Origin of the sequence: Kribbella sp. NBC_01510 (assembly GCF_045040325.1) — a bacterium.
Classification (GTDB): Bacteria; Actinomycetota; Actinomycetes; order Propionibacteriales; family Kribbellaceae; genus Kribbella.
In genome coordinates, this window is record NZ_CP109418.1 from 4,545,106 (window position 1) to 4,562,107 (window position 17,002).

A 17,002-nucleotide genomic window follows, 5' to 3' on the forward strand; every position below is an offset into this window, starting at 1 on the left:
TGCGTGGGGTGGCGCGAAGCGCTTGCCGAGGGCAACACTGGCGGGGTGGCCGGTCGGACTGGAGCTGGCCCGGCCTGTCGAGCAGCTGCCCGGCCGTTATGCCTGGCGGCTCCCTACGAATTGAAGTGGGACGGGTTCCTTCACTGAACATGTCAACCAGCCGGCGTCGCCGACGCCGAGATGCAGGCCGGCCACAACCGGCACCCGCTGCGGCTCGTGCGGAACGAGCAGAGGCTGCCAGCTCGAGCTGATCGGGACCGCGCGTGTACCGCTGTTGCATGGTGCTTCAGCGGACGATCCTCACGGACGTCGCGGTGTGGAGTCGCTCGCTCGGGCAGGTTGCGCGTTCGTCGCCGTCTCGCGCCACTCCCGTGGTGAGAGTCCGTACTCGGCGCGGAAGAGGCGCCCGAAGCTGGATGCATCGCGAAATCCCCAGCGTCGGGCCACGGCGGCGATGGTGACGTGCTGAGACAGGCCACGACCGAGCTCGTCCCGGCACGCCTCCAGGCGGCGGCTGCGGATCCACGCGCCGAGGGAGATGCCGCCGGCGGCGAGGACGTTGTACAGGTGGCGAACGGAGATGTGGTGTGCGGCCGCGATTTGAGCGGCGCTGAGGGTCGGATCGCCCAGGTGCGCACGCACGTACTCCAAGATCCGCATCTGCAACGTGGCCCGCAGTGATTCCCTGGCCGCCGTTGAGGTGACGTCAAGGTGCGTGCTGATCACTGCCCGGATGAGTTCCATCGAGGGCTGGCTTACCGCGTTGGCGCCGGCGTCCGCGAACGCTCTCGGCCGGCCCGCGAGGCGCCGGAAGTAGACCGCGGCCAAGTCTGCGACCGGATGTCCAGGACTCAGTCGCGTTGCCGTTACCTGCCGCACGACATCCCACGGCAGGGCCAGCTTCTCCAACGGCATGCGGAACTGGTGCTGTCGGTAACCCTCGGAGTCGACCAGTGTGTACTGAGATGTCGAGCTGTACACCACCAGGTCGCCCGGGCGCACAACAGCTTCGCGGCCCTCTTGAACGACGAGGCTCGACCCGCTGACCTGCAGACCGAGCATCAGGCTGGGTGCCAGATCATCGCGCGCCAGGCGCGGGCTCCGCTCGACTTTGGTGACGTTGGATCGGATGGAGGAGATCCGCAACGCACCAATGTCGGCGAGCATGCCTCGCACGACAGGGCCCGTTACGGGGAAGTCGAGCTCGACCGGAATGATCCTGGCGGCCACCGCGTGCATGGACTCGGCCCGCACGCCGGCCGCAATCGTCCTCGAGTCGACGATCTGGATCACGGGCCTAGTCCTTCGTAGTTCCCCCTGCTCCCCGAGCGCAGGCTGAGCGTGCCGCGAGCAAGGCGCGACATGCGCTGTCGGCACCGGCTCGCAATAGATCATGCTACGCGCTCTCGGAGATCGGTCACCAGGAGCGCAGACCGCGCCGAGGCCGACCCTAGGTCGACCTACCGAAGCTGCTGTCTAGCGATGGCCGCTACCTCAGCGGGGTGGCAGTTGGTCGAGCTCTTGCCGCTGCCGGTCGGTCATCTCGTACGGCGCGAAGGCGGCGGTGGACCACTCGTGCACGGCTATCTGCACGTTGTGCAGGCTAACGCGCGCAACGGCGCCGGCGGCTGCGTCGCGCCCTAGCGTCTATTCCGACACCACGAACGGTGTCCTCGGCGGGCGGTCGGCAAGCCATCATCTGGACGCGCGCCGAGCAGGTCAACGCCGCGCTGCTGAAGCTCCTCTGCTAGTTCGGCACCGCCGCTGACCCCAACTCGGAGAGCCCGCCGAGCAGATAACCACACCCGCAAAGGACAAGCCATGCGTACACCGAAGAAGTCACTCCCCGCGGCCGTCGCGGTCCTCACCACTAGCGTGCTCGCGCTGGGCATCGGCACCGCGACCAGCAGCAGCGCGCACACCCTGCAGAACGACAAGCCGCTCAAACCGACGATCGTGCTCGTGCACGGCGCGTGGGCTGACGGCTCGAGCTGGTCTGCCGTCACATCAAAGCTGCAGAGCGCCGGATACACCGTCGATGTCGAGGCAAACCCGCTGCGCGGCCTCGCCTCCGACGCGCAGTACCTGCATGATCTGCTGGCCACCATCCCTGGCCCAGTCGTGCTCGTCGGGCACTCCTACGGCGGCATGGTGACCACCAGCGCTGCCACCGGCAACCCCAACGTCAAGGCCCTCGTCTACGTCGACGCCTTCATCCCCGACCAAGGCGATAGCGTAGGCGCGCTCGCCGCCGCACAGCCCGGCTCGGACCTGGACCCGAACAGCTCGATCAACGCGGTGCCGATCCACGACGCCAGCGGAAACGTCATCAACGCCGATGTGTACATCAAGCCAGATCAGTTCGCGGGCCTGTTCGCCGGTGGCATCCCGACCAAGCAGGCCGCCGTCCTGGCCGCCACCCAGCGGCCACTGACCTCCAGCACGCTCGGTGAGACCCTCGCCGGTGTTCCGGCGTGGAAGACCATCCCGTCCTGGGATCTCATCGGTACGGCGGACAAGGTGCTGCCACCGGCGGAGCAGGAAGTCATGGCACATCGCGCCGGCGCGCACATCACCGAGGTCGACGCGCCGCACCTGTCGATGATCTCCGACCCGGACGCGGTGACCGGCGTGATCGTCGACGCCGCCCGTGCCACCAGCTGACCGACCAACCGCCAAGAAATGCACAGGTGGACCACCGTTGTCACATGCAGCGTCAATGCGGTCGACAACGGCCCCGACGGCCTGCTGGACCTCTTCTTGCGAGTCACCGAGGCCAGCAGGCAGAACGGTGTCGAGTACCTCAAGCGGTACGCGGCCCACACCGAGGGTTTTCATTGACCCAAAGGCGGCCAGACTGTCAGTTGAAGTCATGATGCAATCGCGGGGCGTGCGGCCTCAGAACAGCGCAACGAAGTGCTCACCAGACCCTTGAGTGGCGGCAGCTCAGTCATGAGGGCGCTCAGGCTGAGTCGATGGTCATCCTTTCCGAGGCGCCGAAGCCGGGTGGGTACGCGGGCGTCACCTGCGGGCCCTTTGACGACGAGCCGACGAGCAGTCAGCCGGCGAGGCGTGGTGCCGGTCGTGGTGCGAAATCATCAGTACCGAGGAGGAAATCCGGGTGTGATGCGGGAATGGCCGTACGTAAAACTGCTGGTAGAGGCTGAATCACACGGTGTCGGTCCTTCTCGTAATGAGAAGGTTGTCGGTTCGATTTCGGACAGTGGCCGTCCTCGAAGCGCCTGGAGACAGCTTGTCGCGCTCGTGCGATCCTGCACCCCATCTTCGTCGCCAGTCCCCGCGGTTCTGGAGCTACGTAGCGCACGCGGGCGTGGCCTGTCATCGGGTCCCAGCCCGCGCGTCACGCGCTTTGGGAGCAGGCAGCCGCACGCCGGAGCACGACCGCGACGAGCGGCCCGGCGACGATGAGTGTCAACCAGACGATGGAGATCACGATGATCTCGAAGAGATCTCCGCGATCGATTCCGCGCGCTGCCGAGACGGCGACGAGCGCGGCGAGCACGGCCGCGAAGCTCCCAACGAAGAGCCAGCGGATCGTGCGCTCGATCTTGCTCCCCTGCATGAAGACCGGAGCGACACAAGCGAGGGCGAGGCTCATCAGAAAGTATCCGAGCTCCTCGAGAGCGATAAAGACGCCGTTCGGGTTGTATTGCGTGAGGATCGCCCAGCCGTCGAGCTGGCCCTTCTCGAGACTCGGTTGCATCACAGTGACTTGGATGAAGTAGTCGATCAGAAGCACCGCGGCAGCGATAGTCGCGAGGCACACCCCGAGCAAGCTGAAGATCTTCCGCCTCGGAGCGGCGTACTCGTGAACCGACGCGAGCAACGCGACGAAGAGGAGCAGCACCAGCATGGCCGGGTACATCCACAGGTAGTCTCCCGGCCATTGCTCGGCGATGACATCGCTCGCGAACGGATAGGGGACGTCGTTCGGAAGAGCCGTCAACGCCAAGGCGAAGGCGACGACCGTAACGCCGGCCGTGCCAAAGGCGATCGAGGACCCGAAACGCAAGGCGGCGCGAGAGCTCGTGCTGTCAGACGTCGACGAACTGGCTGACGTCTCCTCACGGCCGGTCATCGTGACCCATGCTTGCATGGGCCGTGGAGTTCTCGTTGTCAGCCACGGTGGTTCCTCCCTCGAGTAGTTGCCTCGATCGTGCCAGCTCGACCCCGCGGAGACCGGAAGAACACCCGGTGCTCCAATGCGGAGAAGAGCACAGCCGACCAGGCTTCCCGGCACACCGAATGACAACCTAAACCAACGTTGGCTCGTGGACGCCCACACACCCGCGCCCCGAGCCGACTATGGCGGTCGACTGCGTCCCCGGATCAGGTGTGGCCTGCCGGCGAAGGCGTTCCGTCTCGAGGAGCCGAGACCCGTCCAGCCAGCGCCGAACGCAAATCGCGGCCAGATTCTGGCGAAACCGGATGACTCTGAGGTCCCTGCCGGCCGACCTCAGATCGAGAGTCATCTCGTCGCCAGCCTCGAGCGCTGGTTGATCGACCAGTCTCCACCGGGGCTGACAGCTTCCGATCGACATCGGTGGTCTCGACATGTCATGCCGCCAACCGGGGTGATGGTTGGCCCTGCTCAACGCTGGGCGCGGCGGAGAGTGCGAGAAGTCCGCAGCGTTGCGAACCGACGTGATGTGACGCACAGTAATGATCAGGCCAAGGGGTGCAAACCGATCTGATGAAGACGGTGAGAGCTCGCTGCGAGGGGAAGTTCTGGCAAAGAGGCACGTAAAGGGCCCGTGCCTGGCATGACTAAGCCCAAGGCACTTGCGTGACCTGGGCTACTGTGCGCCGCCAGGGACTCGAACCCCGAACCCGCTGATTTCCAGCGGAGGTTGATCATCGTTTGTCGACGATGGGCGAAAGCTCTTACTGATAACGGGTTGCATGGCGACCTGTTGCACATAGGTTCTCATCGGCAACCATCCTCTCGCGCTGATTGAGTGCGTAAAGAGGTGCGTAAGGAGGTGCGCCGGTAGTGGTGCTCGGCTGCGAAGTTCACGAGTCCAAGCCGGCGCGAGTCACACCGAGGGTGCCTTCGCGCAGGGCGCTGCCGGCGTGACGACGACCACAGTGCGTAGGCGAACGGTCTGGGAGAGCCGTGTCGGTCCGCGTCTGGATGGGCTGCCTATGCTGAACGTCATGACCATGAGCAACGCCGCACGGCAGCTGGAAGTCGACCCGGCGGTCCGCGCCGAGTTGGACCGTCTTCGCGACAGCATCGACAACATCGACGCGGCTCTCGTTCACATCCTCGCCGAACGCTTCAAGTACACGCAGCAGGTCGGGCAACTCAAGGCCGTGCACGCTCTGCCGCCGGGCGACCCCGCCCGCGAAGCCAGCCAGATCGCCCGGCCGCGCCGACTTGCCGAGACCGCCAAGCTCGACCCGGCCTTCGCTGAAAAGCTCCTCGGCTTCATCATCAGCGAGGTCATTCGCCACCACGAGCAGATCGCGGAAGATACGAGAAGCTGATTCGGTGCGTGTGGTCGGCAGCCGTCCTGCCAGTAGGTTGCCGGCAAGCACGGAACGGTCGTGCTGGATCCGCTGCAGTTCCAGTAGCTAGCCGTCCCCAGACTTGGTCAGTAGTTCGCTAAACCTCTCCCAGATGTCGTTCTCATTCCCGCCGGCGTCGACTGCCTTGTCGCGACTGGTTGCGCCGCGCACCAAGGTCACCGCCGCACGTCGTACACCGAATGCCGAGGCATTGCGTCAATCCCGATCGGCGCCACACCGGGCTCTCTCAGTACGTGGTCTGTAGCGATCCTGCCAGAGTGTCGGCCGGTGTTCATGCGCGACTGTCCTACGATCAAGCCGGGGGAAGCTGTGGCCGTCGATCTCACAAAGTATGACCCGTCGCCGACACGGGCAGGAAGGTTCTTTGCGTCGATCGACGCTCGTTCACAGCTGGAGTTCAGCTCCGCGGACTCGCTGTACGACTGGCTTGCGGCCGGTGCCAGGACCTCTGTCTCCGGATCGTCTTCGGCTGCTCTTGCGCACCCTGACATCGTGTACAGAGGCCAGCCGAACGCACAGTACGGACTGACATCGTCCCTGTACCGCCACTGTCAGCAGAAGCTTCGTCGCGTCGTCCGCGAATCCGACCTGGTGACAGCGGAGTCGGCGATCGCTCGAAGCGATGCGATCCGAGGGACTTGGCCGGTTGATGACCGACCTGGAGCTGCTACAGGTGCTTCAGCACCATGGCATTCCCACCCGGCTTGTCGACGTATCGACGGGACCGCTGGAAGCTCTCTTCTTCGCCGTTGAGAAGGAAGACGCAGCCGATGGGAGGCTATTCATCGTCCGCTTGGACGCGAGGCGTGCCGGCGACCGCGTCTTCACTTCGCCGGGTGATGACCTTCCATGGCGAGCTACGGCGCTGGGGCAAGCTTCAAGCTCAAAACCAGTGGACTCAGACTCTTGCACTGGTCGACGCCGACCCACTCGATCCCCGGATGCGTGCTCAGCGCGGAAGGTTTCTTGTCGGCGGACTCAACCGACGCAGCGCCGGCCGCAATTTGTACCGCGTGCCCAAGGACGAGTTCGCGGACGTCACGTCGTTGGGGATCAACTTCCTCAAACAGCTACGCACGGCGCGAAATGCTTGCTGGCCCGCGACCGGGTGGACAACCCGGATCCCGGCCAAGTGGAAGGTGCGCATTCGGGAGCGGCTGGCGGACGAGCAACACAGCGTTCGACCCGACTCGATGTACCCACCCATCACCGAGGTGCGCCGTCTCGCGTTGGCTCGCGCGAGCGACGTCCTTGTTGAAGCCTGACCTCTACGATCGCTTCGTCCGTGCTGGATCTGTCTCAGCGCCGACTGTAAGACGACCAACTCTGCCGGGAGACTGAAAGCCCGTTGACACACGGACGAGATCCAATAGCGTTCACGAGATGACAAGCGCCGCTTTCAAACCCGGTCTTGCGCTCGCCGAGGCCTTCTATGCAGATGTGGTTGCCCCGCTCATCGACGTCCCACACACCGCCTGCCTGCTCGGCGAGGGATCCGAGATTCTCGGTTACGACAGCGCCCGATCCACTGACCACGAGTGGGGTCCGCGGGTCCAGATATTCGTGAGCGCAGACCAGATTGATCGCGTCCACAGCACGATCACTCGCAGCCTGCCCACGGAGTACGATGGGCTCCCCACGGCGTGGTACTCGTTGGCGACCAACACTGTGACGCACCACATCGAGGTCACGACGTTCGACGAGTGGATCCTCGGCCAGATCGGGACCGACCCGCGGCAGGGCATGGATCACGCCGCCTGGCTCGGGTTGGCGCAGCAGCGACTGCTGTATGTGACGCGCGGGAAAGTCTTCAGGGATGATGACGGTGAACTCTCGCGCGTGCGCTCGGCGCTCGCCTGGTACCCCGCCGACGTCTGGCGATGGCTTCTGGCCAGCCAGTGGTATCTCATCGGAAACACCGAACCCCTGATCGGACGCACTCTGGAAGCCGGCGACCAACGCGGCGCACGGCTCCTCACCGCCAAGCTGTGCAAGCTGACCATTCACATGGCGTTCCTTCAGGAACGTCGCTACTGGCCTTACGACAAGTGGCTCGGCACCGCCTTCGCCGAGCTCGAAGCGGCAGCAACTCTCGGGCCCCTCGTAGACGCCGCGCTGGAACACACCCCCAAAATCGGAGTAGACAGCGCGATCTCCCGCGCCCTGACCACACTCGGCGATCGCCATACAGCCCTGGCATTGACCGAACCGGTCAAACCGGTCATCGGCGACTTCCAAGTCAACATCAACGACGCCGTCCGGCCATACCCGGTCCTGAACACCTCGGACTTCGTCGCAGCGACAATCGCGGCCATCACCGATCCGGCGCTGCGCAAGATGACCGCCGTTGGCGCGATCGATCAACTCACCCATGCTGACGACGCACTGATCCACTTCACTCCGTGGCCTGAGCGCCTGACACAGACATACCGGACGCTGTTGACGACGGCTGCGCGAACTCACGCATAGTTCAGGCTGCGCCGCACGACGGGAATGGGTGCGGACGGCGCTCGGTTGGCTATCCGGAGATTGCGGTGAGGATGGTGGCTTCTACGGGGTGGGCGGTGGTTCGGTCGGTCAGTTCGAAGGGTTCCAGGAGAGCGACTCCGGGCTGGGTGATGATCCGTGGGCTGGTACCGCGGTGTGGCCACGAGGCGGCGTGGACGAGGAAGGGATGGCATAAGTAGACGTCACCTGCGGTGCCCGTGGCCTCGATGACGGGGCGGTCGGCGCTTGCCTCGACGATCGGCGGACCTGACTCAGCCGGAGTGAGTCCGGCGTCGCCTGCTGGAGCCAGGACGCGCGCAGCGTCGGTGTGTGAGCCGACCCGGATTCGTGTCGGGGCGTCGTTTGAGCCGACATCGGTGAGGAGGAACAGGGAGAGCAAACCGCGTTCGCGGCTGCGGACGTTTGCCCGCCAATCGGTGCCGTCCCAGTAGCTGGCCTCGATGTGCCAGCCTGCGTCTCCCGGATCGGCGGGATGGGGGAAGCGAACGGGAATCGTGCCGCCCATTCCGTCGCGCTTCCACCATATGTCCGGGCCGATCAGTTGGTCGTACGCCTCCCACAGCACGCCGGCTGTGCCTGCGTCGGCGAACGGCCGTGCCTTGTCGCCTTCCTCGGGACAGATGATCCGCTCGGCAGGTGCCTTCCAGGACCCGGCATCAGCCCTCCTGATGCCGCGCTCCTCCAGCTCCTCCCAGATCACATCCACACACGCATCCACCACCGCACGCGGCACGGCTCCGCGAACGACGACAAACCCGTCCCGCAGGAACGACGCAACTTCGGCATCTGTCAGCATGCTGAGCACCCTTCGCCATCCCCCTCTCGCGGTCAACCGCGTTTTGCCGAGGCTCCTTGCGGGGCTTGGCCTTGGGTGACGATCGCCCGCGTCGGACAAAGCATCCCCAGCCGCCTTCATGATTCGCCTAGTTGGTCAAGTCCCGTGGTGGTCGTGGGGAGTGCGATCGATCGGAGTTGAACGTCAGGCGCATCACGGTTCTGGCACCGGCGTCGCGGATGGTGACGAACCCGCGCGCCTCATACGAGGCGCGGCGTCCCATCCAACTGTCGTTCTCCTCGGCCCTGCGGCTGGCTAGCGCGTGCGGCGCGAGGTTCGTCTTCGGGAACGCGTCAAGAGCGACGGCGCCCGAATCTCGCGCGTGGTCGATCGCTGCGTCTAGCAACGCGCTGGCAACCCCGGTTCCCCGGACTTCGCGATCGACGTAGAAACAGGTGACAGCAAAGACATCATGGTCCCCAGGCATGGGCCCGTACTGCCGAGACCGTTGAAGCCTGCTGTGGTCCTCACGCGGCGCGACGGCGACCCAGCCAGCCGGACGGCCGTCCATGTAGGCGACCAGCCCTGGATATCGGCCTTGATCGACGGTGGCCTTCAGCGCCGCTCTGCGGAGGTCGGTCGGCCCCTGCTCGTCTCGCCAGAGCATGCACCAACAGTGGCCCGGAATCGGAACGCCGCCGCGTGGGCCCTTGCGTTCGAACAGTCGGACTAGATCGTTCCAGCGGTCGGGGGTGACCGCGTGAACATCCACGTGGGGTGGGTGTCCCGTGGTGTCCTCACGGTGGACGGGCATCGGAGGGCTCCCAGTGTCAATCGGCGGGCAGCCAGCAGATGCGGAAGGGGTGGCCTGCAGGGTCGGCGTAGGTCTGAACTCCTCGCGCGGCCGTACGATCGTTGGCAGCTTTCAACAGCCGGCCTCCCAGCCCGATGACCTCGTCGTGGGCGGCATCGAGCCCTTCGGTGCCGACAACGTAGAAGTCGAAGTGGACTTGCTGTGGCGTACCGTCGGGCCATTCTGGCTGGACGTGGTCTGGAGCCAGTTGGACGCCTATTTGCCACTCGCCGTCGACCCAGATGTTGCGCCAGTGTGTGCCGTCTTCAACCACTGTTCCGCCGAGCAGCCCGGCCCAGAAGGCGCTCTCGGCGTCAATGTCCGCGGCGTCGAACACGATCATTCGGTGTTTCACGTCCATCTGGAGTCTCCACGGGTCGAGGCGGACTCAGGCTGGTCAGCGCTGTTACGCGTGACCCTACTGGCTGCGTCTCGGCCCGAGTTGGACCTGAGGCCGAGCACTGCGCCGGCGAAGCGGCGGGCTCACTGGACGTCCAGGACGGAAGGGTGCGCCGCCGCGGCCAGGGGAAGTGGGCGCTGCTGTTCCTCGGTCCTTGGCTGATCGGCCTCGTCATACTGACGGGCGGCCCGATGATCGCGTCCTTGGCCTAGCGGCGTGGTGTGCGGAAGGTCGAGGTCCAGGTGGACGACGGTCCGTGGTAAGAGGCTCAGCTCGCTGTACAGGACACGGTCGACAGGTGGCGGCAGTGGGTCTTCCGATGGAATGCGACGTCAGGCAACCACAAGCTGACTGTTCGGGCCACCGACGGTACCGGGCGGGTACAGACCGCCGACCAGGCCCCGCCGCGCCCGAACGGCTCGAGCGGCTCTGCACAACGCCGTGGTCATAGTCCGGTGAACGTCAGCCGTGGTGAGGTTCTAGGTCGATTTCGACGATGCGGACATGGACGGTCGCGGTCTGGCCGGTTGGTGATTCGACGGCCGTGGTGACCGCCCGGTGCACGTCCGCGCCGACGTCATCGCGTTCTTCCGTGGCGTCCTGGAACGCCGTGCCGGTGAGAACCTAACGGTCACGATCGAGGTGATCGATGGTGCATGCACGCTCAGGCTCCGACCTCGCCTCGCCGTTGTGCGGCCCTGAGATCGGACAGGAGGGTGTCGCGGCAGTTGTTGAGGTCGGTGAGCAGCGCGGTCACGGCCTCGTCCGGATTGCCGCCGCGGATGGCATCGAGGATCGCAGCGTGGCGGTCGGTCAGGGCCATGAGGTCGACGCCGGCGTGGGCGCGAACCTGTGCGATGCACAGTTGCGTCTCGCCCATCACGGTTTCGTGCATGCGGCGCAGGCGTTTGCTGCCGGTGGCGGCGACCAACGCTCGGTGCAGCGAGATGTCGGCCTCGGTGTGCTCGCCGTGCTGGTTGCGGTCGGCGGCCATTCGCATCAGAACCAACGAGCGGTCCGCGTCACCGGGCACCTCGGCGCGGCGCGCGAGCGTCACCACTGCCCGGGACTCGATCGGCTCCCGGGCGAAGTAGAGGTCACTGACATCATCGGCCGACAGCTGCGGCACGACGGCGGTACGGCGGGGGCCGCGGCGGAGAAGTCCTTCGTTCGTGAGTCGATCCAGGGCGGCCTTGGCGGTGGGCCGGGCGACAGTGAATCGATTTGCGACCCAGATCTCCGAGAGCTTTTCACCCGGTGGGATCTCACTGGTGATGATCTGCTTGCGCAGTGCCGTGGTGAGCGAGTCGGTCAGCGAGGTGTTCTCGAGTTCGATACTCACTCGTGCCGCCTCCTTCAGCTTGTGCACCCGACTCGGGTCTCGGTCGGTATGCGCATCTTAATCGACTGGATTCGCCGTTGCCGCGGAGCGAAGCCCGATGGTCAGTAGAAGGTTCGCGTACAAACGCTCTTCGCCGGTCGCGATCACCAGGCCGACATCGGGGGAGCGGACTATGTCGTAGAAGTCGAATCGGTCGACCTGCTCCATCGGCACGTCGTTCCCGAGGTGTTGGCGGTACTCCTCCTGCACGGATGCGTCCACTCCTTCGGCGGGGCGCATCACGACGGCGCTCTCGAAGTTCACCGCGGTTTGGATCAGCGGCAGGACGTCGGTCACCGTGAGCATGCCGGGTGCGAGATTGAGATGCACGAGACGGGCCAACGGATTGATCATCGTCAGGTAGGGATAGTTCCCGTCTGCGAGAAGAATCCGTGAACCGTGCCCGGCAACTGCCAGGGCCTCGAGGAGCGGTGGGTGGATGAGCTCGTGGTTGAGCATATGGATTTCTCTCCCTGATCAGCGGTCGTCTTGGGCGCGCGGGGATCCGTAGCCGTTCCAGCCCGGGATCGTGCCGTCGACGTCCCACAGGTCCAGCCACGACTCCGATCCCTCCCAGAGGAACACCTGTCCCTTGATGAGGCGGTTGTTGCGTTCGACTCCGCGCATGTCCTCGATCTCGGCGGGCGTCAGCGGGTCGGACAGGACGGCGGCGATGTTCGCGGCGTACTGCTCCGGCTTGACAGAGAACGGGATGGGGATCTGACCGCGCGTGACGGCCCACTTCAGGCAGACGAGGGCCGGATGCACTCCATGGTTGCGTGCGATGCGACGGACGGTGGGGTGATCCACGTCAACCAGATCGTCTTCGCTGCGGTCGCGCTCGGGACGTGATGGCGAGCCCAAGGGGGAGTAGCCGATTGGCTGGACGCCGTGGTCAACGGCGTACCGGAACAACTCCGGCTGCTGAAAGCACGGGTGGAGCTCCATCTCGATGAGAGCGGGAGCGATTCGAGCGCCCCGGAGGATGAGCGCGAGCTTCGGGATCGTCACGTTCGACGTGCCCAGGTGGCGCACCAGACCTGCGTCGACGAGGTTCTCAAGAGCGTGCCACATCTCCATGTACCGCTCATGCACGTACGGCGTGGCCCGCGGGTCGCGCATCTCGGCCACCGCGTGCGGCGGGTGATGGTTGGGGAACGGCCAGTGCACGAACACGGCGTCGAGGTACTCCAGTCGAAGCCGTCGCAAGGACTCGTGGACAGAGGCCACTGCATCTGCGGGGGCGTGCGCATCGTTCCAGACCTTCGACATGACGAAGAGGTCCTCGCGAGGTGCGACTTCCGCGATGGCGCTTTCCAGTACGACGCCGATCTCCGACTCGTTGCCGTAGACGGCGGCGCAGTCGATGAGGCGATAGCCGCTGCGGATTGCCCCCGCGACTGCGGTAGCAATCTCGTCCGCGGAATAGCGGTCGGAGCCGAAGGTGCCCATTCCGATCGGGGGGATAGGTGCTCCGGATGCGAGCACCCGCGAGGGCACCAGACCAGGATCAACCTCGGTCGGCAGGAACGTCATGGCGTGAGTTCTCCTAGTAGAAGGTTGTCCCCGAAACTGCGCGCAAGGTGCACGTCGCGGCGCACGTCGTCGAGGTAGAAGGGGTAGCCGAAGATTCGGTCGACGCGAGCCATCTGGTACGGCCGATAGTGCTGACTCCAGAAGAAGCCGAGGGCTGTCCAGTGTTCGACTGCCTCGTCGAGCAGTTCGGCCGACCGTACGGCGCGCTCCGGCTCCCCGCGCTCCTCGGCACGGGCCAGCTCCAATGCTGCCTCGATCTTCGCCGCGTAGTACCTGCCCAGTGCAGCCGTGGCTCGGAGGTCGAGGATGGCGCAGGTGGCGAGCGGTTCTCGCCATTCCGGGTTGCGGTCCTCTGCCGCCGCTGCGAATTCTTCGGCCGCGCGTGACTCCTCGGTCAGTACTGCGATCACGTCGAGGGGAGTCTCGGCAGACGTTTCGCCGCGTCGTTCGGCCCGCGCGAACTCGCGGATACCCAGCGTCCCGGCACCCGGCATGGGAGAGCTGTCGAGGAAGTCGAGCACGGTCCGAAGCCCGTGGTCGCGAGTCAGGCATCCTTCTGGATGCCACTGGAAGTCGAGGTCCCGCCAACACAGTCGATTGACCGCGGGGATGATTCTCGACGCGTGCCGGAGCCCTTCGTACAGGTTCGAAGCGTCGTCGCCGTAGTCGATTCGCGCCAAGCGTTCGAAGACCTCCGAAGCGGTGTCGGGATCATAGGCAAGCCGGCCCCAAAGCTGGAACTGCAATCGGTGTCGTTCGAAATCCCAGCGCCAGGCCTTGTGGCCGTGGTCGACATGCTGGAAGTCACGGGCCCAGAGATACCCGTCCGCGCCCCAGTAGAAGCCGTGGACGTAGGTCTTCTCGACTATCCCGCGGACATACTCCCGAACGTATTCCACGTCACCCCAGCGGTGCGTGTGGACATCGTCGTTCCGCACGGTGAAGAGGAGCTGTGTCTCCTCGAGATCCACCCCGTCCCACGCGTGGATCAAGTCCTCGAAGGCAGGACGGGGATGTGAGTAGCAGTGCGCGATCGAGTACTTCCAGCTGATGTAGAAGCGACTCGGGTCTATCCTCGGCTTCGCCAGGGCGATGATGTCGGCGGTGCTTTGCATATTGGTGCGGTTCAGGAACTTCACCCGCCGCCCCGACCGCTCGATTCCCCGGAGGTAGGTGTCGACCACCCACTGCTCCTTCTCGCTGCCCGTCCCGCTCATGGCTTCGCTACCACTGGTGCCGATGCCGTCCAGTTCGGGATAGGTGATGAGGAGGCGATAGATCATCTCCTCGTAGTAGGCCGACACCTGTGGGGCGCGTTGCCTGGCGCGCGCAGCATCCCAGCGATTGATGGTCTCGGTGCCTTCGCTGCTGTTCGCCAAGGCGGCCGGCAGGCCGAGGCCACGAGCCACCGGTTCGGGCAGGTAGATGTTCCAGGTGAACAGATAGATGTCGATACCGCGATCGCGGGCGTGGCCGAACAGCGCGTGGAAGAACCTCTCGTGGTCGGCGATCTCCTCGTCGGTGAAAGGATTCGCGTCGCGGAATTCGGGAGAGCTCACCATCAGATGGAACGGGTGGAGCGACCACAAGCTCAGGCAGTTGTAGCGATTGCGGGCGAGCTCGTCGAGGTAGTCTCGCCAGAATTCGAGATCGAAACAGGTCTCCAGGTTCTGCTTGAACGGATCGCCGTTGGAGTACGGCTCGTACGGCAGGTTGAACTTGACGCCGCGGACCGCGAGCGATGGCGATTTCGTCACCTCGAGTCCGTCATCGGCCCATCTCTCCGCCCGGACGAGGTCGGCGACCTCGAGGCAGCCGTACAGGAGACCGCGGGGGTGGGCGGCTTCGATGACGATCCGGCTCCCGTCGCCGGCGATGGTGAAGGACTCGTCCGGGTACGTCGGGCCTGGCCGGCCGTCGGCTCCGGCGATGAACGCGTCGACCTCGTCGTACGAGCCGGCTGCTCGTACGACGATCACCGGCGTGAGACGTGGGTCGTTGCGGAGCACCGGCGAAGGACCGACGACATCGTGGCCGGCTGTCTGGAGAGCCTGGCGGATCTCTGCGAGACCGAAGTCCACAAGGGGTGACCGCACTTCGCTGACGAGATACACGGTGCTCATCGGCCCCCCAGTCCGCTCAGCCGCACGCCTTCGACGAATGTCCGTTGTGCGAGGAAGAAGACAATGAGGATCGGGAGCAGGGAGATGATCCCGACCGCCATCATCAGGTTGTACTGCGTCTCGTACTGGCCTTTGAACAAGCTGAGGCCGAGGGCGAGCGTGAAGTTGTTCTGCGTCCGCAGATAGATGAGCGGTGTGAGGAAGTTGTTCCAGTTGCCGACGAAGCTGAAGATGGCGACGGCCGCGATCGCTGGTTTGGACATCGGCAGGAAGATCGACCAGAGGGTGCGAAGGTGACCGGCGCCGTCGATGGCGGCAGCGTCGGTGATCTCCTGTGGGATGGACCGGAAGAACTGGCGCAGCAGGAAGATGAAGAAGGCGTAGCCGAACCAGGCCGGCAGGAACAGCGGCCAGTAGGTGTTCACCATGTTCAACTTGCTGAACATGATGAACGTCGGCACCAGCGTCACCTCGGCGGGGATCGCCATGGTTGCGACCATGAGGGCGAACATCGCGGATCGGGTGCGGGCCCGAAGGCGGGCGAACGCGTACGCGGGTAGCACGCACGACACCAGGTTCCCGATCACCGACAGGCCGGTGATGATGATCGAGTTGATGAGGAACGTGGTGAACGGCAGCGAGGTCCACGCCGTGGGATAGTTGTCGAACTGTGGCGTGGCCGGCAGCAATTTGGGCGGGTAGGCGAGCACTTCCTGCGCAGTTTTCAGGGAGGTTGTCAACATCCACAGGAACGGGATGACGAAGACCGCGGTGCCGGCGATCAGCAGGATGTAGGTGCTCGTCTTCTGGACTCGCGCGACGGAGGTCTGGCTGGGGGTGCGGGGCCGGGGTTGCACCGGCCGGGCCTGGCTGGGCCGCGTCGCTGTCAAGGTCATGGTGGAGCTCCGATCCATGGTCGGGTCAGGCGTCGTAGTGGACCCAGCGGCGAGCGAGAACGAACTGCAGGGCGGTCGCAACGCCGATGAGGGCGAACATCGCCCACGACAGGGCGGCCGCGTAGCCCATGTCGAAGTACTCGAACGCCTGACGGTAGATGTAGAGACCCAGCATCAGAGTCGCGTTGTTCGGTCCGCCCTCGGTCATGACCAGGACCAGCGTGTAGGCCTGCAAGCTGGCGATGAGACTCGTGACGACGTTGAAGAAGATGACCGGCGACATCATCGGAACGGTGACGTTCCAGAACCGGTTCCACCATCCGGCGCCGTCGAGGCGGGCAGCTTCGTAGAGCGTGGGGGAGATGCTTTGGAGACCGGCCAGGTAGATCACGATGGTGTTGCCCGCGCCCCACACCGACATGAGGATGAGACCGGGGATCGCCCAGTGCTCGTCCACCAGCCAGCCCGGTCCCTTGATGCCGAGGAACCTCAGGAAGCTGTTGATAAGGCCTGAGTCTGGTTGCAGGATGTTGACCCACAGGATGGCTGTGGCGACGCCGGCCACGACAGAAGGCAGGTAGAAGACAGTGCGGAAGAACCCGAGGCCGCGCACCTTCTGGTTGAGCAGGATCGCGAGCAGGAAACTCGTGACCACCCCGAGGCAGACTGAGCCCGCGCCGAAGTAGACAGTGTTGACGATCGATTTGTAGAAGAGGGGGTCTGCGAACATCTTGCGGTAGTTCGCCAGGCCTGCCCAGCTGGGCGTGGAGAGCAGCGACCAGTGGGCGAAGCTCAACAGGAGTGCGGCAACGACCGGGCCGCCACCGAACAGGATGAAGCCGAGGATCCACGGAGACGCGAAGCCGTAGAATGCTCGCGCCTCGCGGCGCGCCAGTTTGCTGGTGCGCCGGTTCGGTCGAGTCCGTCGAGTCCTCGTCTCGAGTGCGGGTGCAGCCTGTGCCATACCGATTCCTGTC

16 protein-coding genes and 1 pseudogene are annotated in these 17,002 nt (G+C 64.9%); 6 read left to right on the forward strand and 11 right to left on the reverse strand.

Going from position 1 to position 17,002, the window contains the following annotated elements:
• Positions 1-300: 300 nt before the first annotated feature.
• On the reverse strand, positions 301-1,239 hold the full coding sequence (locus OG558_RS22795; RefSeq protein WP_405064761.1) for a helix-turn-helix domain-containing protein: 939 nt from the start codon (positions 1,237-1,239) through the stop codon (positions 301-303).
• A gap of 582 nt (positions 1,240-1,821) precedes the next feature.
• On the opposite strand from OG558_RS22795, the gene OG558_RS22800 reads away from it, so the two are divergent.
• Both OG558_RS22800 and OG558_RS22805 read left to right on the forward strand, forming a co-directional pair.
• Entirely contained in the window at positions 1,822-2,664 is an 843-nt protein-coding gene (locus tag OG558_RS22800; protein ID WP_405064762.1) for an alpha/beta fold hydrolase, read from the forward strand.
• An 18-nt stretch (positions 2,665-2,682) separates the two neighbouring features.
• Positions 2,683-2,841 (forward strand): hypothetical protein, encoded by a 159-nt coding sequence (locus OG558_RS22805; RefSeq protein ID WP_329474965.1) that lies wholly within the window; start codon positions 2,683-2,685, stop codon positions 2,839-2,841.
• A 520-nt stretch (positions 2,842-3,361) separates the two neighbouring features.
• On the opposite strand, the gene OG558_RS22810 is transcribed toward OG558_RS22805, so the two are convergent.
• A complete protein-coding gene (locus OG558_RS22810) occupies positions 3,362-4,099 on the reverse strand; it encodes a hypothetical protein (protein ID WP_405064763.1) in 738 nt (245 codons plus the stop codon).
• Between the two features lie 1,085 nt (positions 4,100-5,184).
• Here OG558_RS22810 and OG558_RS22815 point away from each other — a divergent pair.
• The 4 genes and pseudogenes from OG558_RS22815 (at position 5,185) to OG558_RS22830 (ending at position 8,022) form a co-directional block, all read left to right on the forward strand.
• Positions 5,185-5,511, forward strand: coding sequence for a chorismate mutase (locus OG558_RS22815; RefSeq protein WP_405072199.1), 327 nt, complete (start codon positions 5,185-5,187; stop codon positions 5,509-5,511).
• Between the two features lie 691 nt (positions 5,512-6,202).
• A pseudogene (locus tag OG558_RS22820) lies at positions 6,203-6,313 on the forward strand (FRG domain-containing protein); the annotation flags it as partial.
• Positions 6,314-6,389: 76 nt separating this feature from the next.
• Entirely contained in the window at positions 6,390-6,818 is a 429-nt protein-coding gene (locus OG558_RS22825) for a hypothetical protein (protein WP_405072297.1), read from the forward strand.
• Between the two features lie 118 nt (positions 6,819-6,936).
• Positions 6,937-8,022 (forward strand): DUF4037 domain-containing protein, encoded by a 1,086-nt coding sequence (locus tag OG558_RS22830; protein ID WP_405064765.1) that lies wholly within the window; start codon positions 6,937-6,939, stop codon positions 8,020-8,022.
• A 49-nt stretch (positions 8,023-8,071) separates the two neighbouring features.
• On the opposite strand, the gene OG558_RS22835 is transcribed toward OG558_RS22830, so the two are convergent.
• The 9 genes from OG558_RS22835 to OG558_RS22875 form a co-directional block, all read right to left on the reverse strand.
• Positions 8,072-8,857, reverse strand: coding sequence for a phytanoyl-CoA dioxygenase family protein (locus OG558_RS22835; protein ID WP_405064767.1), 786 nt, complete (start codon positions 8,855-8,857; stop codon positions 8,072-8,074).
• Between the two features lie 127 nt (positions 8,858-8,984).
• The gene (locus OG558_RS22840) at positions 8,985-9,503 is read right to left on the reverse strand and encodes a GNAT family N-acetyltransferase (RefSeq protein WP_405064768.1); all 519 of its coding nucleotides are present in this window, start codon (positions 9,501-9,503) and stop codon (positions 8,985-8,987) included.
• A gap of 163 nt (positions 9,504-9,666) precedes the next feature.
• Positions 9,667-10,050 (reverse strand): VOC family protein, encoded by a 384-nt coding sequence (locus OG558_RS22845; protein WP_405064770.1) that lies wholly within the window; start codon positions 10,048-10,050, stop codon positions 9,667-9,669.
• Between the two features lie 703 nt (positions 10,051-10,753).
• Positions 10,754-11,431: a GntR family transcriptional regulator gene (locus OG558_RS22850; RefSeq protein WP_405064771.1), complete on the reverse strand. Its 678-nt coding sequence runs from the start codon at positions 11,429-11,431 to the stop codon at positions 10,754-10,756.
• Positions 11,432-11,488: 57 nt separating this feature from the next.
• A complete protein-coding gene (locus OG558_RS22855) occupies positions 11,489-11,929 on the reverse strand; it encodes an RbsD/FucU family protein (protein WP_405064772.1) in 441 nt (146 codons plus the stop codon).
• A gap of 18 nt (positions 11,930-11,947) precedes the next feature.
• Positions 11,948-13,006, reverse strand: coding sequence for an aldo/keto reductase family protein (locus OG558_RS22860; protein WP_405064773.1), 1,059 nt, complete (start codon positions 13,004-13,006; stop codon positions 11,948-11,950).
• Entirely contained in the window at positions 13,003-15,129 is a 2,127-nt protein-coding gene (locus tag OG558_RS22865) for a hypothetical protein (protein ID WP_405064774.1), read from the reverse strand. Before OG558_RS22865 ends, OG558_RS22860 begins: the two co-directional genes overlap by 4 nt.
• Complete coding sequence (locus tag OG558_RS22870; RefSeq protein ID WP_405064775.1) at positions 15,126-16,025, reverse strand: carbohydrate ABC transporter permease; 900 nt, start codon at positions 16,023-16,025, stop codon at positions 15,126-15,128. The genes OG558_RS22865 and OG558_RS22870 overlap by 4 nt, the downstream gene beginning before the upstream one ends.
• A gap of 25 nt (positions 16,026-16,050) precedes the next feature.
• Positions 16,051-16,989, reverse strand: a complete 939-nt coding sequence (locus tag OG558_RS22875; RefSeq protein ID WP_405064776.1) for a carbohydrate ABC transporter permease — start codon at positions 16,987-16,989, stop codon at positions 16,051-16,053.
• Between the last annotated feature and the right edge of the window lie 13 nt (positions 16,990-17,002).